We start from the raw sequence: 18,537 nt of genomic DNA on the forward strand, positions 1-18,537 counted from the left end.
GAGATCTGCGATTGCCCTCAGTCGCCGTAGACGATCGTCGTGAACTCGACATAGAGGCCCAACACGTTCATGACCTCGTAGTCGGCGTGCCGCACATGCGTGATGCCGCCATCGCGGGCCGCGTCCTGGATCGACGCTGACCCCCACGACGCCAGCGGGAGCCCGGTGATCAGGATGTCGCGGATGTAGTGGACCTGCGCGGTTCCCTTCTTCGTCCCGAACGACGTGTCGCGAAAATCCAGCTGTAGAGGGGCGCGATGACTCCCGTAGAGGAATCCCAGCGCCGGCCGAACAGGGGCGTCGTACCCGCCCGACTGAGGCAGAAGGCACCCGGTCGACCACATCGCGAGCAAGCCCAGCAGCAACCACCGGGTCGCAAGAGAACGCGCCATCTCGCGGGCTACTCGCCGTATACGACGGTCGTAAAGCGCGAGAACACTCCAAGCACGCTCATGTACTCGTAGTCCGCGTGCTTGATGCTGCTGATGCCACCGTCTTGAGCGGCAGCGCGAGCACTGGCGTCGCCGAACGACACGAGGCCGAGAATGTTGGTAGCAGTCGCCTCACCGCGCTTCGGCCCCGTCTGTGTGGACTCGAACTGAGTATCCAGTGGCGCCGAGATGCTCGTAAAGACGAACGCCGCTGGCGGAACCACAGGCGCCGAGAGAAAACCCACGCAGGCGGTCGACGACAACGCCAACAATGAAATTGCACCGATCAACACCGCACGCATGAGCCTCTCCCAATCAGTTTGCGGCCGTCGCCACGTCTGACTAGCAGCAGATCATGCAGAGCCACTCGCGTCAAGCGGGTATCCGGAGCGGCCAGACTGCCCGAATTAAGTCGGCCACGCGCGGCTTCTCTTTCTCGGCATAGGCGGGCGTTGTGGCGAACACGGCCTTTTCCGTAGCCGACAGGCGAGTGAGTCGCGGGAGCGCGCTGGGCTCATCTCCTAGCGCCGCGAGTCGGGCGCAGATCTTCGGATCGCGCCCTCGGCTGGACGCCAGCCGGCGTACTTCGGGTGATCGGCGCCGATCGGCAGCTCGACCGGGCGGCCCGTCTCGGACGAGTGGTAGATCGCCGTCGCGAGCTCGAGCGAGGCGCGCGCGTCGGCGATCGTCACCGGGAGCGCCGCGCCGGTCGTGATCGCGGCGTGGAAGGCGGCGATTTGTCCGGGGTAGCCCTCGGCGCCGGGGTCGAAGCCGGCGAGGCAGTCGTCGATGCGCCGCTGCGCCTCGGCCGAGGCCGGTGTGATCGTCCACGGCTCCGCGCCCGGCGTGTAAGGCGCGAGGCTGCTCTCGGCGACGAGATGTTCGAAGCACAGCCGCAGTCGCGAGATCTCGCGCGCCGAGCCGAGCGTCGCCGAAAGCGTCGCGAGTGCGCCGCTTTCGAGCTCGAGCGCGACGACCGCGCAGTCCTCGCTCTCGATCGGATTCACGCGCGTCGCGAGCCGGGCGAAGACCGAGCGCGGCGGCCCGCAGAGCCAGTACAGGAGATCGTGGGCGTGGATCGCGTGCGAGACGCAGACGCCGCCGAGCTCGCTCTCGAAGCGGCCGCGCCACGGCACCGCGTAGTAGTCGGCGCCGCGCGTCCACGCCGTCTCGACCGTCGCGAGATGGCAGCGCCCGGCGACGCCCTCGGCGACCAGACGGCGCAGCCGCGCGATGCCGCGCCCGAAGCGGTACTGGAAGATCGGCATGAGCCGGCCCTTCGAGGCGGCCTCGCAGCGCGCGAGCTCGTCGACGTCGGCGAGCGAGCCGGCGAGCGGCTTCTCGCAGATCGCGTGGCGGCCCGCCGCGAGCGCAGCGCGCAGCATCGGAACGTGCGCGACCGGCGGCGTGCAAATGTCGATCACATCGATCCCGTCGCGCGCGACGAGCTCATCGAAGCGCTCGGTCGTGAACGGGATGCCGAACAGCAGCTTCGCGAGCCCGAGCTTGCCGGCGTCGGTGTCGCAGACCGCGGCGATCTCGAAGCGGTCGCCCAGGTCGCGGTAGGCCGTGAGATGCTGGAAGCCGATCCCGAGACCGACCACGGCGACGCGGAGCCGATCGCTCACGACGCGGCTCCCGGGTCCCCGACCAGATGGCCGAGCCGCAAAGCACGCGCCTGTGCCTGCAGCACCAGCTCGCAGGCGCGGAAGCAGTGCGCCTGGGTCATCGCGGTCTCGCTGCGGTCGCGCACGTCGGCGGCGAACGCCGGACCGAAGGGAAGCGCATCGTGGCGGCAGTCGAAGCGGCGCAGCTCGCCGCGCTCGACGAGGAAGAGGTGGTCGGCTCCCGGCGCGCCGCCGAGGTCGCAGTACTTGCGCACCTCGAGATAGCCCTCGGTGCCGAGCACGAAGAGGCGGCCGTCGCCCCAGGTCGGAAGCGCGTCGGGCGTGTACCAGTCGACGCGCACGGTGCCCGTCGCCGCATTGCCGCGCAGGTGGAGCTCGCCGAAGTCCTCGAAGCCCGGATGCTCGGGATGCGCCCAGTTCGCCACCGTCGACGCCACGACCTCGGCATCGTACGCGCCGGTGAAGTGCAGGAACTGATCGACCTGGTGCGAGGCGATGTCGCAGAGCACGCCGCCGTAGCGCTCGCGCTCGAAGAACCACTTCGGCCGCTGCGCGAGGCTCGCGCGGTGCGGGCCCAGGCCGATCGTCTGCACGACGCGCCCGATCGCGCCCTCGGCGACGAGCTTCGACGCGCGCTCGGTCGCGCGGCTCTCGAAGCGCTCGGAGAAGAACACCGAGTAGATCCGGCCGGTCTCGCGCTGCACGCGCCGCACCTCGGCGAGCTGCGCGAGCGTCGTCATTCCGGGCTTGTCGACCAGGAAGTCCTTGCCGTGCCGCAGCACGCGCACACCGAGAGGCGCCCGCTCGCTCGGGATCGAGGCCGAGGTGACCACCTGGATCGAGCCGTCCTCGAGGATCTCGCGCTCGTCGTGCACGCGCTTGGCCTGCGGATACATGCGCGCAAAGCCCTCGGCCTGCGCCGGCTCGGCGACGTGAAAGGCCGCGAGCTCGCCGCCGGCGGCGAGCAACGTCGAGACCTGACCGAAGATGTGCGGATGGTCGACGCCGATCACGGCAAAGCGCAGCGGGGGTCGGTCCTGCATCGGGGGTCGCTCCTCAGCGCGCGGCCTGCGGCGCGAAGTCCGGCTCGATCGTCTCGCGCAGGTAGACGCCGAGCGTCCCGCAGCATCCCATACGGCGCTCGGCCGGGGGCGGCGGCAGCCGGTGGACGGACGCATCGGCCAGGTGCGGCGCAACCCCTCGCGTGAGCGACACGAGCTGCGCCTCTGTGGCGCGCACCGCGGCGATCGGCCCCTGCTCCACGAGATCGCGCCAGCCCTTCGCGCGCGGCGTCTCCCGAGCCGATCGTGGTTCGCTCGAATTCCGGCAACGTGGCTGCCGCGGCGTAGGCCTCGGGGTCGTCGAGCGTTTCGGGAGCAAAGGTGATCACCATGTCGCCCGCTTCGGGAAGCTCCGCGTTCTGCATCAGCACGACGATCTCGAGCGCTCCGTCTCCGTTCACGAGTCGGTGGATCGTACCGGGCGTGAACCAAACGAAGGCGCCGGGCTCGAGCGGAAGCTCGCGATAGCCCGCCGGGCCGAGTGTCTGCACCGCGCCGCGACCCGCGACCACCAGATACGCCTCCGAGCACACGGAGTGCACGTGCGGCGTTCCGCCGCGGAGCCCGTCCGGCGCGACTGAGTCGTAGACGCGCAGGTGCGAGACGCCGATCGCTCCGGGAAAGGCAGGACAGGACATCGCATCCAGACCGTAGCCGTGGGGGCGGAACGGTTCCGCACCCGATGAGATACACTCGCCGCAGTATGCCACATGGTCGGCCAGCGACTCGCGTGCCCCGACCGGACCTGGACGAGGTCGTCTCGGGGATCTATGAGGCGGCCCTCGGATCCTTGGACTGGGGCGCTCTGCTGCCCACCGTCACGCGGTTTCTCGGCGCGGATCGCGGCGCGGTCGGTTTCCGCCCTCGTGGCTGGCAGGCGGAGTTCGTGCTCTCTCACAACCTCGATCCCGCGATTCTCACCCGCTGGATGGATTAGTACACGGGCCACGATCCGTGGTGCGAACAGTTCGCCGACCGAATGACGCCCGGCGAATTCCTGCACGGCGGATCCGAGCCTCGCATGGCCGACGTTCTCACGACGGAGGTGTACTCCGAGATCTTCCGCCCCGTGGGGATCCATGATCTGCTCGGGATCACCATGGCCGCGGAGGGCGCGCAGCGCGCGTACTTGTCGGTGTATCGGCATCACTCCGACAGGCTCTTCGACCAGGACGATCTCGCGCGGGCGCGGCTGCTGGCGCCCCATCTCGTACGCGCGGCCGCCATCCAGCAGCGGATCGGCGCCCTGGGCCAGGAGAGAGATGCTGCTAGGGCCGTCCTCGAGTGCGTGCCCTACGGTGTGCTTCTGCTCGACGGCAGTCGAACGCTGATTTGGGCGAATCGAAGGGGCGAGGACTTCCTGAGAGGCGACTCACCGCTGACCGTGAGGGCCGGCGTCGTCCGCGCGCGGGAATCGCGTCTCGATGCACGGCTCGTGAACGCGTGCGAAGACGCGCTGCGGATCGCGGACGGAGGCGAGCCGAACCTCAGCACGAGAACCCCCACCCTTCGCAGCGCGACGGGAAGCTCGATCGAGATCATGGTGGTCCCCGTCGCGCCGCGCGCGCGTGAGTCTGCGCTCGCCTTCAGCGTGACTCCGACGCGAATCGCACTGGTTCTGGCGGATCCGACGGCGCCGGACTCTCTGCGCGCGGACGCGGTCGGGGAGGTCCTGCAGCTGCCCTCGGCCCTCGCTCGCCTGGCCACCTCCATCAGCTCGGGAATGACCGTCACGGAGTACGCCGAGAAGGCGGGCGTCACCGAGGGAACCGCTCGGCAACAGCTGAAAGATCTCTTCTTGCGCGTCGGCGTGAGTCGCCAGGTCGACCTGGTTCGAGCCGTCCTGCGCAGCCTGGCACCGCTCTCCCTCCCCGACTTGCAGTCCAAGTCGTAGGTGCCCGAGCGCCCGCTAGCGCCTCAGCTCGAAGACCTTGATCAGGTTGTAGACGTGCGAGCGCGCTAGCTGGAGCCGTCGCGCGACCTCGCTCACGTTCCAGTCCGCGGCGTCGAGCTCTCGAGTCAGTAGCTCGCGTTGGAACCGGCGCGTCGCCTCGCGAAACGAGGGCGGTCGAGGGCACATCTCCTCGGCGGTCACCGACCCCCGCGGCAAGCCAGCTTGCGGTGGGAAGGGAAGATCACCACCGGATAGCTGCCGCGAGGGCCGGCTTCCCCGCCCACTCAAGGGCGAAGCCCTTCTCTCATCCGCGCGTCGGCACGCGCATGCAACGTCGCGCGCTTCGCTCCGTCCGGGCTTCGACTGCGCTCGGCTGCCGACCCTCGATCCAGTCGCGCCAGCCGAGCCCCGCTTCGGTCGAGACGCCGTTCGCTGAAGTGACAACGCATGTTCGCAAGCTAGTCACCGGAGCCACTCGGGGCATCTCCCATTTGAGATACCCGCTCCACATCTCCGGCCTGTGTGCGCCGGATCAGCGAGCTCGAGAGCCACGGGATCGGCCGGCTTCGCAGCCGCGCCGGCACGTGGTTCGTGCGACTTGCGGCGAGGAGAGCGAGCCGTGGGCACGTCCGAGGAGCGCGAACGATGGGTCGAGCTGCAGCTCGAGATCTGGACGGGCTCCGGGTACGCGGCGGCGATCCTCGGCCCGGTCGCCGGAGAGGTCTACACCGTCGAGTGACACAAGCGGCTTGCCGACTCCGCGGGCCGCAGATCTCCAGGTGCGAAGCTCCCTCGCGCGTCGGTCCACAGGTAGCGCAGGGTGGGCCGACTGGAGCCAAGCCCCGTGCGCTCGGCGAAGCCGAGCATCAGCGATGCCGCGGTCTCGATCGCTTCCGGGTCGGAACGCATCGCCCTGCTGGAGCGGGAAACGGGACTCGAACCCGCGACCCCAAGCTTGGGAAGCTTGTGCTCTACCAGCTGAGCTATTCCCGCGTGCGGCCGAGCATAGCGGCTCGGGCGCGGGAGCGGAAGCGGGCCAGGCCCCTAGTCGCCGATCTGGATCTCTTCGAAGAGCAGGTCGAGCTCGTCCTCTTCGCGCGCGGGCGGCGGCTCCGGCTCCGCTTCGACCTCGAGCGCGACGCTGCGCAGATCGAAGCTGTCCTCGTTTCGCTCGCGGACGACCTCGGCCGGCGGCTCCTCTTCGCGAAGCGCGGCGCCGAGGCTCCAGTCCGAGTCCTCGGGACCGAAGTCGGGCTCGCGCGCTACGTCCGCAGGCGGCTCGACCTCGAGCTCGATCGCGATCTCCTCCGCGGGCTCGCGCTCCGGCTCCGGCAGCGGATCGACGAAGGCCTCCACATCGAGCTTCGTCACGGCCAGATCGGCGCCAGAGTTCTCCTCGACGAGATCCGCCGATTCGAACTGCGCCGAGAGCTCCTCTTCCACGACGGGCTCGGGCGCAGACGGCCGCGCCGGCCGCACGTCGCTCGGCATCGGCGCGAGCGGCTCGAGCCACTCGGCCGGGGTCGGCTCGGAGTCCCGAGCCACGACCGGCGCGCTGGGGTTCGCCGTCGGCTCGATTCCGAGCGCCTCGGCGGCGGCGACGACGATCGAGCTGTCCACGGGACGCGCCTCCGAGAGGAACGCCTCGAAGAGCGCGTTGTCGGCGATCGTGTTGAGCAGCCGCGGCACGCCCCCCGAGCAGCGGAACAGCGCCTCGAGCGCATCGGGCGCGAAGACGGGCGACTTCGCGCCGGCGAGCCGCAGGCGGTGCGAGACGTAGGCCTGGGACTCGAGCCAGTCCATCGGTGTGAGCTCCACGCGGATCTCCACGCGCTGCGCGAGCGGGGCGTCGAGCTTCAGCACCTCGGCCAGCTCGGGCAGACCGAAGAGCACCAGGCTCACCAGCTTGCGACCGTCGTGCAGCAGGTTCAGAAGCCCGCGGAACTCCTCCATCGCGTCGCGATTGCGGAACAGCTGCGCCTCGTCGATCAGCAACACCGAGCTGCGTCGGGAGGCGGCGATCTGAACCAGCTGGGCGTGGATCTGATCGACGAGCGACTGGACCTGGTCGGCTGGCGCATGGACGCCGAAGGCGCGCGCGACGTTGGGCAGGAACCAGCCCGAGGCGCACGCCTCGTGGGGAATCGACAGGTAATGGGCCGCGAACTCGCGCGGGTCGAGCGCGCGGAGCAGCGAGTGCGCGAGCGTCGTCTTGCCCAGGCCTGGCCCGCCGAGCAAGACCGAGAGCGCGCGGCGCTGCTGGATGCCGCGCATCAAGCGCAGGCGCGCGCGCTTCTGCGGCGCGCTCTCGAAGTAGAAGCGCTCGTCGCACTCGTTCTGGAACGGGTCCGTGGGAAGCTGGAAGAACTTCAGATGCTCCATTCGTTTCCTCGCCCGCGCAGCAGCTGCGCGATCAACCGAATCTCGCGAGCCGCTCCGCGACGTCGCGGAAGCCGGGATCGATCGCGGCCACCTTCGAGAACGCCTCGCGCGCTTCCGCCTCGCGGCCCGCGGCCAGGAGCGCCTCACCCAAGTCGTAGCGGAGCGCCACCACGGCCTCGTGCGAGTCACCGGCCCGCGCGAGCGCGGCCTCCAGGTGGGCCGCCGCCGAGGTCGGGTCGCCGAGCGCGAGCCTGCAGCTGGCGAGAAGCGAGAGCGCCTCGATCATCCGCGCGCCGGTCCGCAGCACGACCTCGAGCTCGCGCACGGCGTCCTCGTTGAGGCCCATCTCCTTGTACGCGATCGCCAGGTCGTAGTGCGTGTCGGCGTCGCCCTCCTCGACCTGGTCCTCGATGCCCTTCTTGAAGGCGGAGAAGACCTCTGCGAAGCCGCGCCCGACCGAGCCTACACCGACGAGCGTCCCGATCGTCTTGCCGGTCGTGGACTCCTCCTCGTCGAGCATCGCGGCCAGGTCGAACTCGCCCTCCTCGTCCGCGCTCTGGTGAGTCACTTCGAGCTCGTCCGAGTCGGCCGGCTCGCTCTCGAGCGCGACCGGCGGCGAGGTGTCCTCGGCGATCACGATCTCGTCGTCTGGCGCGGGCTCGAGCTCTTCGAGCGGAGGAATCGTGTCTTCGCCGACCACGCTCGGCTCGAGCTCGATCGACTCGAGTAGTTCGGCGGATTCGGACGGAGCCGGCGGCTCGCTGTTGCCAGGATCGCAGACGATCGTGTCGCCGAGCGCGTTGGCCGGGATCTCGACCTCGACGCCGGGGCCCTTCCCGCGCCGCGCGGCGATCTCGCCCAGGCGCAGCATCGCCTTGGGATGGTGGGGCGCGAGCGCGAGAACGCCCTGATAGATCTTCTCGGCCTCGTCGACGAGACCCTGCTCGAGATAGAAGTCGGCCTCCGACAGGCTCTCGGTGACCCTGGCCGAGACGTCCGCCCGGCTCTCACCCCGCTCGGATGCGAGGGGCTTTGCGAACTCGAGCGCGGCTTCGCCTTCGCCGTCGTCCGCGCGCTCGGCGTCGATCTCGAGCTCGAAGTCGAGGGGCTCCGCCTTCGCAGGTGCAGCGGGTTGCGCGGGCGCACGCGGCGGCGTTCCCTCGAGCGCGATCTCGAGCGGCGGATCGACGGATGCGAATTGCTCGTCGCGATCCTCCTCGTCCTCGAGCATGATCTCGATGTCCGGGAGCGTGTCGAAATCCTCGCCCGGCTCGAAGGCGTCGATCTCGGGGTCCGCGCCCTCGAGCTCGATCTCGGGCAGCGGCGCAGGCGCCTCGGTGAGCTCCTCCGATGGAAGGTGGGAGTTCACCTCGAGCAGATCCGAGAGGCCGCCCTCGTCTCCGGTTGCGGTGAGCTCGCCCGCCTGCGCGAGAAGCTCGTTCGCCTCCGCGGATCCGGGCGCGAGCTCGAGGACCTGGCGCGCGATCCGCACCGCCTCCGCGCGATCGCCGAACTCGAGCGACACGCGGGCCTCCGCGATCAGGTCGGCCACGGTCTGCGAGACCGGCGCGGGCGATGCTGGTGTCGCAAGCGTCGGCGCGGGCGCGCGAACGGGCGGCGGCGTCGCGCGGCCGGTCTCGACGATCGTCGCGGGGCGCGGCTTCGAGGCGGGCGCGCGCGTCGGCGCCGGGCGCGGCGGCGCGGACGCCTCGGGCTCGTCGAGCTCGAGCACGTCGTCCGCGGGCGAGCGCCCGGTCGAATCGGTGAGCAGAAGACTCGGCGTCGTGTTTCCGTCGTCGACCGCGAGCTCCTCGGCCGTGACGTAGCGCTGCAGGATGTCGCGCGACTTCTCGAGGTCTCCGCGCCGCTTGTAGAGCTCCGCGATGTCGCGCCAGACGCGTCTCGCAGCGGTCGCGTCGCCGGACGCTTCGTGGGCACACACGAGCGACTCGCGCAGGGCGATGTCGTCCGGGGACTTCGCGATCGCCGGCTCGAGCAGCCGCACCGCGTCCGCGTGCGCTCCGGTGGCGAGCTTCGCCCCGACCAGCGCGCTGAGCGCCTCCCCGCTCTCGGGGAAGGCGTGAAGCATCTGCTCCGCCACACGTACGACCAGATCGGAGCCGCTCTGTCGGCGCACCTCTTCGAGAAGCGATGCGAACTCGCGCTGCGCGTCGTCGAGCATCTTCTCGCGCACGAAGAGCCCGGCGAGATTCAAGCGATTGGCGATGTTCGACGGATCGAGCGACGCCAGCCGGCGCAGCAGCTCGAACGCCTCGCGCTTCAGCTCGCGCTTCTGGCACAGCTTGAAGGCGTCCTGGAACTCGCGCAGCGCGTCGGAGGTCAGACCCATGCGCTGGAAGCACTCGCCCAGGCGCGTGCGCGCCTCGAGCGACTCCTCTTCCACGCGCAGGATCTGCTTGTAGATCGCGACCGCCTTCGCGTCGAATCCGGTGCGCGAGAAGAGCTCTGCGACCTCGGTGTAGGTCGCGATCGCCTTGGCCTTGTCGCCCTTCTTCAGGTGCAGGTCGCCGATCTTCAGCCGCAGATTCGAATCCTTCGGATCCGCCTTCAGCAGCTTCTCGTACTCGAGCAGCGCCTTGTCGTACGACCCCTTCTGGGCGTACTTCTGCGCGGACTCGAGCGTCTTGCGCTTCTTCGGCGTGAAGGCCAGGGGTCGGTCCTCGCTAGGCTGGCGAAGACCGCGCTGCTCGGGGGGTCCTCGCTACGCAATCCTATCGGCGGCTTCGGGGAATCTTCTTAGGGAAAGGGCTGGCGCGCGGAGGGGATCGCTCCATCGCTGCGCCATCCGCGCCTCGGCCCGGACGCGCTCGGCTGGCGACAGCGACGCCGGCTCGAGCCGGGCTCCGAGCGCGGCTTCGAAGCTATCGGTGATGGCGCGGCGAAGCGCCGCCGCATCGATTCCCGGCCGCGGGACCGGCGCCGGCTCCGAGCCCGTGACCGCGCGGTAGAGCGCGGAGTCGTCGCAGATGCGGATCGAGCCGTGCTGCAGCAGCCCGAACGGGGTTCTGCGCTGCGCGCTCCCGATCAGCTTGCGCCCGTCGAGCTCGACCTCGTAGCCGGTCGCCCCGGCGAAGCAGAGCTCGAGCCGCGAGGCGCCCGCGCGCTCGACTGCCGCTCGAGCCGAAAACCCCGCCGCGCGCAGCCCCTCGAGCAGGCGCGCGCGGATCCAGCCGTAGCTGCCGGACAGATCGTCGGGAAGCGGCGGCGTGCCCGGCGGCGCGATCACGGCGTAGGTCAGGTCGTTCGCGTGCAGGACGGCCCCGCCACCGGTGACACGCCGGACGACCTCGACGCCGAGCGCGTCGCAGCGGTCGAGCCAGCCCGGCGCGGCCTGGCGATAGCCGAGCGAGACCGCCGGAGCTCTCCAGGCGTAGAAGCGCAGGACCGGGCCCGCGACCGGCGCCTCGAGCAGGAGCGCCTCGTCGACCGACATGTTCCAGTCCGCCGGCCCCGGCCCGTCCTGCAGGACGCGGAAGCGCCGCGCCCGCACCCTACTTCAGCCGGTCGAGCAGCGCCTCGAGCGCCAGCTCGTAGCCCTTGGCGCCGAGCCCCGAGATCTGCCCGAGGGCGATGCCGGCCACGAGCGAGCGCTGCCGGAACTCCTCGCGAGCGTGGATGTTCGAGAGGTGAATCTCGATCACCGGCAGGGAGCACGCGACCAGCGCGTCGCGAAGCGCCACACTGGTGTGTGTCAGCCCGCCGGGGTTGATGATGATCCCCTGGTGGGTCCGGCGGGCGGACTGGATCCGGTCGAGCAGCGCGCCCTCGTGGTTCGACTGGAACGACTCGACCTCGGCGGAGCGCTTCGCGCCCAGCTCTCGCAGCCGCGCGTCGATCTCGGCGAGCGTCGTCCGCCCGTAGACCTCGGGCTCGCGTTCGCCGAGCAGATTCAGGTTCGGGCCGTGCAGGACCAGGATCTTCATTCGCCCAGCCTACAGCGCCTCGCGGATCTCCTCCAGCAGCACGCGCACCAGATAGCGCGCCTTGCCGACCAGACCGGTCGCGTCGAGCGCCATCACGAGGAAGCTGTCCTCGTCGAGCTGTCGGAAGAAGACCTGGCTCGCACCGGTCACGAGCAGCATCTCCGCGAGCGCGCCGTCGCGCGAGCCGTCGAGCGCGTCGGCGACCTTCTGGGACTGGTGGAAGATCCGGCCGAACTCGATCGCGATCGCGCCCAGGTCCACGCCCGCGCCGGGGCGCGCGTACTCGTCGATCGCGACACCGTCTCCGGCCATCACCGCCGCGGCGAGCGCGCCCGGGGTCTGGTCGACGAGTGACTGGAGGATCTCTCGAAACGTCATGCCCACGCGCCTCCCTGCTTTCGTCGCACGAGATTCCCGAGCCAGCGTTCCAGCTCGGCGACGATCCGCCCGTTCCGACCCGACGGCACTCGCTCCGGCTCGGGCGGCCTCTCGAGCGAGGCCCGCACCGCGAGCGCGCGTGCGTCTTCGGGATTGCGCCGCAGCACGTCGGCCGCGATCAGCAGCGCCTGCTCGGGGTGGCCCTGCTCCGCCAGGAGCCGCGCCACCGTCGGGGTCGCGAGCGGCGCGGGCATCTCCGCGGAGGAGAGCTCGTCCTGCGCGTCGAGGATCCTCGCGCGCAGCGCGGCCAGTCGCAGCGCCAGCTCCTCCGAGCCGCCCGTCTCCAGATCCTCGAGGCAGCTCTCGACGAGCGCGAGCAGCCCCTCGTGCAAGGGCGCCGCGGCAGCCGCCCGCTCGACGCAGACGACGGCATCGTCGCGCTCGCCGATCTGCCAGTGGCCGCGGGCCAGCTCGATCCGGATCCGCGTCGATTCGTCCACGCTCATTGCGCCCCCGCCAGGATCCATTCCTTATCGACCGCGCCCGCGCAGAGATGAGCTCACGGCGCAGCTCCAGCGCCGAGCGCGTCGACGATCGCCGCGCAGACCTCGTCCGCGCCGAGCGCGTCGGTCTCGATCCGGATCTCCGCCGTGGCGTAGGCCGCAAGACGTGCCTCGCGCAGCTCCGCGAGCTTCGCGAGCCTGCCTCCGCGATCCAGACCGGCGAGAAGCGGGCGCTCGGCTGCCGCACCGATCCGCTCCACGATCGTCTCCGGCCGAGCGTCGAGCCAGACCAGCCGGCCCTTCTCGCGCAGCACGAGCCGGTTCTCCGCCGATGCGACCGCACCGCCGCCGAGCGCGACCACGCAGCGCCGGGTCGGCAGCGCCTCGAGCGCCGCCCGCTCGCGCTTGCGAAAGCCCGCCTCGCCCTCGCGAGCGAAGATCTCGGCGATCGAAAGCTCCGCCGTCTTCTCGATCTCGGCATCGCTGTCGATGAAGCGGAACCCGAGCCGCTTCGCGAGCGCGCGACCGACGCGGCTCTTGCCCGAGCCCATCGGCCCGGTCAAGAGCACGCACCGGTCGCTTCGCCCGCTCCCCGACATTCCGGTCGGGGAGCATAGCACCGCGTCACTGCACGTCGGCCTGAACGCCCTGCACGATTCGCGGAGTCACGAAGACCAGCAGCTCCCGGCGCTCGTCCTTCACTTCCTTGTTGCGGAAGAACGTGCCGATGCCCGGGATGTCGGCCAGGAACGGGACCTTGGTGGAGCCGTGGCCGTTGTCGACCACGTAGATGCCGCCGAGCACCATCGTCTCGCCGTCGCGGAGGATCGCCTCGGTCTTGGTCTCGTTCTTGTTGATGCCGACGATGTCGCCGGTCGCCGTGGAGAGGTTCGGCGAGTTCTTCGACACGCCGAGCTTCATGATGATCGAGCGGTTGGCGGTGATGTGCGGCGTGACCTTGAGCTCCAGCACCGCGTCCACCCCGGACGTGTTGATCTTGTCCGAGGTCACCTCGGTGAACTTGATCGCGACGCCCTGCTTGATCACGGCCTGCTTGTTGTCCAGCGTCACCACGCGCGGCGACGAGATCACCTTGCCCTGGCGGTTCTCCTCGCCCGCCTGCAGCTGCATGTCGAGCTGGAGCTTGTCGTCCAGGCCGAGGATGCCCAGGTTGAGCAGCCCGGTCGGGTTCCCGATCGGATTGCCGGTCAGGAAGTTGTTCTGCTGCAGGCCCAGGCCCGGCAGCAGGTTCGGCTGGATCGTGTCGGCCGAGTCGGTCGGCGAATCCCAGCCCACGCCCCAGAGCACGCCCAGGCCGCGCGAGAAGTTGAGCGTCGCCTCGACGATCTTCGCCTCGATCAGCACCTGCGGCGTCTGGGTGTCGACCGCCTTCACGAGCGCCGTCGCCTCGTGGATCACCGACGGGATGTCCTTGATGATCAGCGTGTTGGTGCGGTCGTCGACGTTCACCGAGCCGCGCCCCGAGAGCAGGCGTTTGACCAGCTTGCCCAGGTCCGAGGCCTTGGCGAAGTTCACCGGCTGCAGCTTCACGACCAGGTCCTCGAGCTTCTCGCGCGAGCGGCGGTCCTGCAGCCGGGCCTCGCTCTCGAGCTTGAGCGTCTCGACCGGAGCGATGCGCAGGATGTTGCCGATCCGCACGAAGCCCAGGCCCTTCGTCAGCAGGATCACGTCGAGCGCCTGATCCCAGGGCACGTCGACCAGGCGGATGGTCACCTTGCCGGTGACTTCCTGGCCCGCGATCACGTTCAGGTCGGAGACCTCGGCGATCAGGCGCAGGATGTTCGCGATGTCGGCGTCCTTGAAGTCGAGCGAGACGCGCCGGCCCTGGTAGGCCTTGCCCTCGTCGAAGCCGCCCTCCTCGAGCAGGTCGATCGACGCGGGGTCGGCCGGGCCATCCAGGAACGGGTCGTAGGCGACCTGTCCCTGCGATCCGGCCTTGGCGCTCGCGGGCGCGGCAGGCGCCGCGGCCGCCTTCGCGGCCTCGGGCGCAGGCGCTGCAGGAGCGGGCGACTCGTCGGCCGACGCCGGCTCAGTCGCGTCCGCGCTCGGCATGTCCGCGTCGGCGCTCGTGGGCAGCGTCTCGGAAGTCGCCTGCGCGGTCGCGTCGGTGGCCGCGGCCGGTGCGGGCAGCGCGGCCGCGGAGCCGGCGGGGCGCGCCATCTCGATCCGGAGCTGCGCGCCTTCCCAGGTCAGCGTCGCGGGCTCGGAGACGTTGCGCTTCAGCACGACGCGCACCTCGGGGCTCGGCACGTCGGGCGTCTTGAATACCGAGAACAGCTCGATCGGTCCGCCGAACTCCTTGGTGTCCACGCGCCGCTCGGTCGCCTCGTCGATCGTCGCGTCCTTGAGCATGACGATCAGCGTCGAGTCGTCTGGCGCGAACTGAGACGCCTTGACCTTCCGGCCGAGCGTGATCACGACGCGGTCATGAGTCGGCAGTGACTCGAAGTGAACCGACTGGACGGACGGGTCGCCGCTCGGCTCCGGCTCCGGACCCGTCGACTCGGCGGCCGGCGCGGCGGGGACGCTGCTCGCCATCTCCGTGGGCTTGGCCGCAGTCGCGCTCTCGGCGGCCGCGAGCTCCACGCGCACGCCCTGCGCGGTCGGCACCACCGTGGGCTTGCCCGCAGGCGAGCGCAGATCGAGCACCACCCGGACCTTGTCCGGGTGCTCGCCGATCCGCGCCTGCGAGACCACGCCCTCGCTGAAGCTCTGCTTCGCCAGGCGCATTCCGCTCTTCACGCCGAACAGGTCGATCACGATTCGGTCGGGGTTCTGGAGCGCGAAGCTGTCGACGTTGTCGATCGGACCGGTCGCGCCGATCTCGACGCCCTCCGCGATCGCCACGATGCTCTGGATCTTCGCGCTCTGGAGCTTCGGAGCGGCAGGCGCCGACGCCGGCGCGCTGGCCGTCTCGGTCGGGGCTGCGACTGCAGCGGCCTCGGGCGCCGGCTCGGGTGCGGCCTCGGGCGCGACCTCGGGCGGGCCGGGCTGGCTTGCGGCCACGGCGCCGGCGCGAAGCTCGACCACGATCTCGTCGCCCTGCGGCTTGACCTCGTAGTCGGAGGCCGTCGCCAGCGCGATCGAGACCCGCGCCATTCCGTGTCCCGCCTTTGCGTCGCCGAACGCCCCGAGCGTCACGTCCTCGACCAGGCCGTTCTTCACGCTGATCGGCGTGGAGACGCCCTCGAAGGCGACGTCCGGAAGCTCCAGGATCAGGCGCGGCGGATCCTCGCGCATGAATGCGGTGTAGATCGCATCCTTTGCGCCGCGCAGGACGATCCGCGTGACTCCGTCCTCGCCCTGCACCTCGACCGAGGAGATCGTCTTGGTCTCCCCGGCCAGCGCATGCGCTCCCGGAAGCAGCACGGCCAATGCGACCGCAGCAATCATTCGAAGCGTCCACATGGTGAGTGACACCCCCTGCCGAGTCATCATCCCTTCCTTCCGTTTACGTAGAGCTCGAGGTCGACTTCTTTGGTCGTCGCTCGGTCCAGGTGATCGAGATACGTTTCCTTCACGACAACCTTGTTGTCCTCGATGCGCAGAATCCGGCCCTTGTTCTTCCCGATCGGCGTTCCCGCTCGAACGATGTACCCCTTGCCCGTCGGGTCCCGAACCAGCGCGCGCGGCTCCTCCAGACCCCAGATGATTCCCATCACGGCGAGCTGGGTGAGATCGAAGCGTTCGAGCGGCGAGGCGCTGCCCTCGGGATCGAACGTGACCTGGCGGCGCACATAGGAGCGGAACGGATCGACCTTGTCGGTCGGGTCGTAGTGGTACTCCGGCGCCAGGGCCGCCGGTTCGGGCGCAGCGGCTCTCGTCGGCCGGGGCGCGGCGCTCTTGGCAGCCGCGCTCGCCGCATCGTCGTCCGAGCAGCCGCTCGAGAATGCCAGCGCAAGAGCCAGCGCAAAGGCGAATCGGAGCGTCCGGAGGCCGCTCATGTCACTCCCCTCCCGCCGTCTTCGGCGCAGTCGTCGCGGCGCCCGTGCTCGCTTCGTTGAAGTAGAACGTCGCTGCGATTCCCTTGACCTTGAGCTGCGGCGTCTCGCTGGTCTCGCTCGCCACGCTGAAGGTGAGATCCGACAGGTTCACGATTCGGGACAGGCTCGCGACGCGGTCGAAGAACAGGCCGATGTCGTGATAGGCGCCCGCGAACTCCAGCTCGATCTGCTGCTCCGAGTAGAAGCCGCGGTCGATCTTCTTGCCCTGCTTGAAGGTCTGGATCTCGAGCCCGGACCTCTTGCCGAGACCCGTGATGTTGGTGAGCAGCGCCGGCAGATCGCTCGACTCGGGAAGTTTCTCGAGCGCAGACTTCAGCTGGCTCTCGAGCTCCTCGCGCTTGCGCTTGAAGCTCTCGAGGTTGTTCGCCACCGCCTTGGCGGCCTGGATGTTCTGCTCGAGCTTGGCCCGTTTGTTCTGCAGCGTGTGCAGCGAGTTCTGATCGCCGCCGAAGAAGAGCAGCAGGTAGAGGCCGACCACGGCGAGCGCGACGCCCGCCAGGATCCCGTAGCGCGCGAACTGCGGCAGACGGTCCAGCCTCTGCAGGATCTGCTGCGCGTTCAAACTGTCGCTGATCGCCATCTCGCGCTCCCTGTTACTTTTCCGCGCCGGCCGCGGCCCTGGCTCCGCGGCGCTGCGCCTTCCTGCCCTGCGGCTGCGTCGGCGCGGGCGCTTCCTTCAGGTACGGATACTGCGCGGTCATCTTGAAGGCCGAGAGCTTCAGGCCCTCGGTCTCTTCGAGCTTGGTCTCGCGCAGGTCGACGCCCGAGAGCATCGGTGACTCCTCGAGCGCAGCCGCGAAGTCCGCCACGATCTCCGCGTCGATGCTGTTTCCCTCGATCTCGAGCACGCCGCCCTTCGCGGTGAGTCGGGTGAGCCAGACTCGCTGGGGGATCCGCGTCGCGATCTCGTCCATGATCCGGACCGGACCGGTTCGCGCCGCCTCGATCTGGTCGATGATCGCGAGCTTCTGCTCGATCGCTTGCTGCTCGTCCTGGAACCGCTTCACTTCCTTCTGGACGGCCTCGAGCTTCTTCAGCTCCGCCTCGCGCGCGGCGATCAGCGTCCGCTCGTGCGAGATGTGCGCGGTCATGTACATGGAGATCAAGAGCGAGATCGCGACCCCCGCGCCGACGGCGCCGCCGAGGAACACGCCCTGCTTGCGCAGGTTCGCAGCCCGTCGGGCCTCCCGGACGGGGAGTAGATTGATTCGAATCACGTGTCGTCTCCTCGCCGCATGCCCAGACCGATCGCCGTGCACAGCGACGGACCGAGCTCGCGGATCATCTCCTCGTCTCCGGCGCTCGACGCGATGTCCACGCGCTGGAACGGGTTGGCGATCTCGACCGGAATCTCGAGCCGGTCGTGGAAGATCCGCTCCAGCCCCGGCACGCGCGCGGCGCCGCCGCAGAGCAGCAAACGCTCCAGGCGCGAGCTCGTGGCGGTGGCCCGGTAGAAGTCGAGCGAGCGCTGGATCTCCGCGAGCATCGTCTCGGAGACCTCGCGCATCGACTCCTCGACCTCCTGCGGGACGACGTCCTTGCTGGTCTCGCCGGGCCGGCCGCCGACCTTGATGCGTTCGGCCTCCTCGAAGCTGATGCCGAGGGTCTTCTGGATCTCCTCGGTGTACTGATTGCCACCCGAGGTGATGTCTCGCGTGAACACCGGCACCGAGCCGCTCATCACGTTCATGTTGATCACCGACGCTCCCAGATCGAGCAGCGCGACGGTGGTGTCGTCGGAGGGCTGGTAGTTGTGCTGGTACATGTTGCCGACCGCGAAGGCGTCGACGTCCATCACCAGGAGCGAGAGCCCGGCTTCGCTGATCACGCTCACGTAGTCGTCGATCAGGTCCTTCTTCGCGGCGACCAGCAGGACGTCCATCTGACCGTCGACGCCGGATTCGCGCAGGATCTGGTGATCGAGGTTCACCTCGTTGATGTCGAACGGGATGTACTGCTCCGCCTCCCAGCGGATCGACTCCTCGAGCTCCTCCTTGCTCTGCGCCGGAAGCGTGATCCGCTTCACGATCACCGAGTGGCCCGACACGGACGTGACGACGTCCTTGGACTTGAAGCCGCCCATCGCGCAGGCCTCGGAGACCGCGGCGGAAATCGCCGGCGCGTTCATGAAGGAGCCCTGCACGATGGCCTCCGGCGGAAGCAGCGCGAAGCCGTAGCCGCGCAGCCGGAAGTTCGAGCCGTGCGGCTCGAGCTCCACCGCCTTGACCTGGCTGGAGCCGATGTCGAGCCCGATGACCGTTTTCTTCCCGAAGGAGAACATCGTCGACCCC

Annotated in this window: 20 protein-coding genes, 1 tRNA gene and 2 pseudogenes; 2 read left to right on the plus strand and 21 right to left on the minus strand. The window is 69.5% G+C overall.

Translation table 11 applies throughout. The features are described 5' to 3' along the window. Positions 1-17: 17 nt before the first annotated feature. The 5 genes from FJ108_01670 to FJ108_01690 all read right to left on the minus strand — a co-directional run bounded on the left by FJ108_01670 (position 18) and on the right by FJ108_01690 (position 3,758). The gene (locus tag FJ108_01670; GenBank protein ID MBM4334610.1) at positions 18-392 is read right to left on the minus strand and encodes a hypothetical protein; all 375 of its coding nucleotides are present in this window, start codon (positions 390-392) and stop codon (positions 18-20) included. Positions 393-400: 8 nt separating this feature from the next. Continuing rightward, on the minus strand, positions 401-733 hold the full coding sequence (locus tag FJ108_01675; GenBank protein ID MBM4334611.1) for a hypothetical protein: 333 nt from the start codon (positions 731-733) through the stop codon (positions 401-403). A gap of 219 nt (positions 734-952) precedes the next feature. Further along, positions 953-2,059, minus strand: a complete 1,107-nt coding sequence (locus tag FJ108_01680) for a Gfo/Idh/MocA family oxidoreductase (protein ID MBM4334612.1) — start codon at positions 2,057-2,059, stop codon at positions 953-955. Continuing rightward, positions 2,056-3,102, minus strand: coding sequence for a Gfo/Idh/MocA family oxidoreductase (locus tag FJ108_01685; GenBank protein ID MBM4334613.1), 1,047 nt, complete (start codon positions 3,100-3,102; stop codon positions 2,056-2,058). The genes FJ108_01680 and FJ108_01685 overlap by 4 nt, the downstream gene beginning before the upstream one ends. Then, a complete protein-coding gene (locus FJ108_01690) occupies positions 3,069-3,758 on the minus strand; it encodes a cupin domain-containing protein (GenBank protein ID MBM4334614.1) in 690 nt (229 codons plus the stop codon). Before FJ108_01690 ends, FJ108_01685 begins: the two co-directional genes overlap by 34 nt. 383 nt (positions 3,759-4,141) lie before the next feature. Here FJ108_01690 and FJ108_01695 point away from each other — a divergent pair, with 383 nt between their 5' ends. Next, positions 4,142-5,014, plus strand: coding sequence for a hypothetical protein (locus tag FJ108_01695; GenBank protein ID MBM4334615.1), 873 nt, complete (start codon positions 4,142-4,144; stop codon positions 5,012-5,014). 15 nt (positions 5,015-5,029) lie between these two features. Here FJ108_01695 and FJ108_01700 read toward each other — a convergent pair whose 3' ends face one another. After that, positions 5,030-5,200: a hypothetical protein gene (locus tag FJ108_01700; GenBank protein MBM4334616.1), complete on the minus strand. Its 171-nt coding sequence runs from the start codon at positions 5,198-5,200 to the stop codon at positions 5,030-5,032. A gap of 475 nt (positions 5,201-5,675) precedes the next feature. Here FJ108_01700 and FJ108_01705 point away from each other — a divergent pair. Then, a pseudogene (locus FJ108_01705) lies at positions 5,676-5,750 on the plus strand (protein-L-isoaspartate O-methyltransferase). Here the strand turns inward: FJ108_01705 and FJ108_01710 are convergent. From FJ108_01710 to pilM, 15 genes and pseudogenes are all read right to left on the minus strand, one after another. Then, positions 5,738-5,923: a hypothetical protein gene (locus FJ108_01710; GenBank protein MBM4334617.1), complete on the minus strand. Its 186-nt coding sequence runs from the start codon at positions 5,921-5,923 to the stop codon at positions 5,738-5,740. The pseudogene FJ108_01705 and the gene FJ108_01710 overlap by 13 nt on opposite strands. Before the next feature lie 8 nt (positions 5,924-5,931). Then, positions 5,932-6,007 (minus strand) — tRNA-Gly (locus FJ108_01715). A 51-nt stretch (positions 6,008-6,058) separates the two neighbouring features. Continuing rightward, entirely contained in the window at positions 6,059-7,396 is a 1,338-nt protein-coding gene (locus FJ108_01720; protein ID MBM4334618.1) for an AAA family ATPase, read from the minus strand. 31 nt (positions 7,397-7,427) lie between these two features. Then, positions 7,428-9,800 carry a tetratricopeptide repeat protein gene (locus tag FJ108_01725; GenBank protein ID MBM4334619.1) on the minus strand — a complete coding sequence of 791 codons (2,373 nt, stop codon included), beginning with the start codon at positions 9,798-9,800 and terminating at the stop codon, positions 7,428-7,430. A gap of 54 nt (positions 9,801-9,854) precedes the next feature. After that, positions 9,855-10,067: pseudogene (locus FJ108_01730) on the minus strand (tetratricopeptide repeat protein). A 51-nt stretch (positions 10,068-10,118) separates the two neighbouring features. Then, positions 10,119-10,907, minus strand: coding sequence for a lipoate--protein ligase family protein (locus FJ108_01735; GenBank protein MBM4334620.1), 789 nt, complete (start codon positions 10,905-10,907; stop codon positions 10,119-10,121). A 1-nt stretch (position 10,908) separates the two neighbouring features. Next, the gene (gene aroQ / locus FJ108_01740; protein MBM4334621.1) at positions 10,909-11,340 is read right to left on the minus strand and encodes a type II 3-dehydroquinate dehydratase; all 432 of its coding nucleotides are present in this window, start codon (positions 11,338-11,340) and stop codon (positions 10,909-10,911) included. A 9-nt stretch (positions 11,341-11,349) separates the two neighbouring features. Next, positions 11,350-11,718: a roadblock/LC7 domain-containing protein gene (locus tag FJ108_01745; protein MBM4334622.1), complete on the minus strand. Its 369-nt coding sequence runs from the start codon at positions 11,716-11,718 to the stop codon at positions 11,350-11,352. Further along, positions 11,715-12,224, minus strand: a complete 510-nt coding sequence (locus FJ108_01750) for a hypothetical protein (GenBank protein ID MBM4334623.1) — start codon at positions 12,222-12,224, stop codon at positions 11,715-11,717. The genes FJ108_01745 and FJ108_01750 overlap by 4 nt, the downstream gene beginning before the upstream one ends. A 53-nt stretch (positions 12,225-12,277) precedes the next feature. Next, a complete protein-coding gene (locus tag FJ108_01755) occupies positions 12,278-12,820 on the minus strand; it encodes a shikimate kinase (protein ID MBM4334624.1) in 543 nt (180 codons plus the stop codon). A gap of 25 nt (positions 12,821-12,845) precedes the next feature. Beyond that, positions 12,846-15,680 carry a type IV pilus secretin PilQ gene (gene pilQ, locus FJ108_01760; GenBank protein MBM4334625.1) on the minus strand — a complete coding sequence of 945 codons (2,835 nt, stop codon included), beginning with the start codon at positions 15,678-15,680 and terminating at the stop codon, positions 12,846-12,848. Next, positions 15,677-16,186: a pilus assembly protein PilP gene (locus FJ108_01765; protein ID MBM4334626.1), complete on the minus strand. Its 510-nt coding sequence runs from the start codon at positions 16,184-16,186 to the stop codon at positions 15,677-15,679. The genes pilQ and FJ108_01765 overlap by 4 nt, the downstream gene beginning before the upstream one ends. A gap of 1 nt (position 16,187) precedes the next feature. Continuing rightward, positions 16,188-16,826 carry a hypothetical protein gene (locus FJ108_01770; GenBank protein ID MBM4334627.1) on the minus strand — a complete coding sequence of 213 codons (639 nt, stop codon included), beginning with the start codon at positions 16,824-16,826 and terminating at the stop codon, positions 16,188-16,190. 13 nt (positions 16,827-16,839) lie between these two features. After that, positions 16,840-17,463, minus strand: a complete 624-nt coding sequence (locus FJ108_01775) for a hypothetical protein (protein MBM4334628.1) — start codon at positions 17,461-17,463, stop codon at positions 16,840-16,842. Next, positions 17,460-18,527, minus strand: coding sequence for a type IV pilus assembly protein PilM (pilM, locus tag FJ108_01780; protein MBM4334629.1), 1,068 nt, complete (start codon positions 18,525-18,527; stop codon positions 17,460-17,462). Before pilM ends, FJ108_01775 begins: the two co-directional genes overlap by 4 nt. Positions 18,528-18,537 lie beyond the last annotated feature (10 nt).

It is taken from the genome of Deltaproteobacteria bacterium (genome assembly GCA_016875225.1).
Classification (GTDB): Bacteria; Myxococcota_A; UBA9160; order SZUA-336; family SZUA-336; genus VGRW01.

Excerpts from the sequence above, each read along its gene's own strand:
- FJ108_01675 (MBM4334611.1), bottom strand. The coding sequence starts at position 733 with ATGCGTGCGGTGTTGATCGGTGCAATTTCATTGTTGGCGTTGTCGTCG.
- pilM (MBM4334629.1), bottom strand. The coding sequence starts at position 18,527 with ATGTTCTCCTTCGGGAAGAAAACGGTCATCGGGCTCGACATCGGCTCC.
- FJ108_01745 (MBM4334622.1), bottom strand. The coding sequence starts at position 11,718 with ATGACGTTTCGAGAGATCCTCCAGTCACTCGTCGACCAGACCCCGGGC.
- aroQ (MBM4334621.1), bottom strand. The coding sequence starts at position 11,340 with ATGAAGATCCTGGTCCTGCACGGCCCGAACCTGAATCTGCTCGGCGAA.
- FJ108_01710 (MBM4334617.1), bottom strand. The coding sequence starts at position 5,923 with ATGCGTTCCGACCCGGAAGCGATCGAGACCGCGGCATCGCTGATGCTC.
- FJ108_01685 (MBM4334613.1), bottom strand. The coding sequence starts at position 3,102 with ATGCAGGACCGACCCCCGCTGCGCTTTGCCGTGATCGGCGTCGACCAT.
- FJ108_01750 (MBM4334623.1), bottom strand. The coding sequence starts at position 12,224 with ATGAGCGTGGACGAATCGACGCGGATCCGGATCGAGCTGGCCCGCGGC.
- FJ108_01700 (MBM4334616.1), bottom strand. The coding sequence starts at position 5,200 with ATGTGCCCTCGACCGCCCTCGTTTCGCGAGGCGACGCGCCGGTTCCAA.
- FJ108_01690 (MBM4334614.1), bottom strand. The coding sequence starts at position 3,758 with ATGTCCTGTCCTGCCTTTCCCGGAGCGATCGGCGTCTCGCACCTGCGC.
- pilQ (MBM4334625.1), bottom strand. The coding sequence starts at position 15,680 with ATGATGACTCGGCAGGGGGTGTCACTCACCATGTGGACGCTTCGAATG.
- FJ108_01755 (MBM4334624.1), bottom strand. The coding sequence starts at position 12,820 with ATGTCGGGGAGCGGGCGAAGCGACCGGTGCGTGCTCTTGACCGGGCCG.
- FJ108_01770 (MBM4334627.1), bottom strand. The coding sequence starts at position 16,826 with ATGGCGATCAGCGACAGTTTGAACGCGCAGCAGATCCTGCAGAGGCTG.
- FJ108_01695 (MBM4334615.1), top strand. The coding sequence starts at position 4,142 with ATGGCCGACGTTCTCACGACGGAGGTGTACTCCGAGATCTTCCGCCCC.
- FJ108_01765 (MBM4334626.1), bottom strand. The coding sequence starts at position 16,186 with ATGAGCGGCCTCCGGACGCTCCGATTCGCCTTTGCGCTGGCTCTTGCG.
- FJ108_01720 (MBM4334618.1), bottom strand. The coding sequence starts at position 7,396 with ATGGAGCATCTGAAGTTCTTCCAGCTTCCCACGGACCCGTTCCAGAAC.
- FJ108_01670 (MBM4334610.1), bottom strand. The coding sequence starts at position 392 with ATGGCGCGTTCTCTTGCGACCCGGTGGTTGCTGCTGGGCTTGCTCGCG.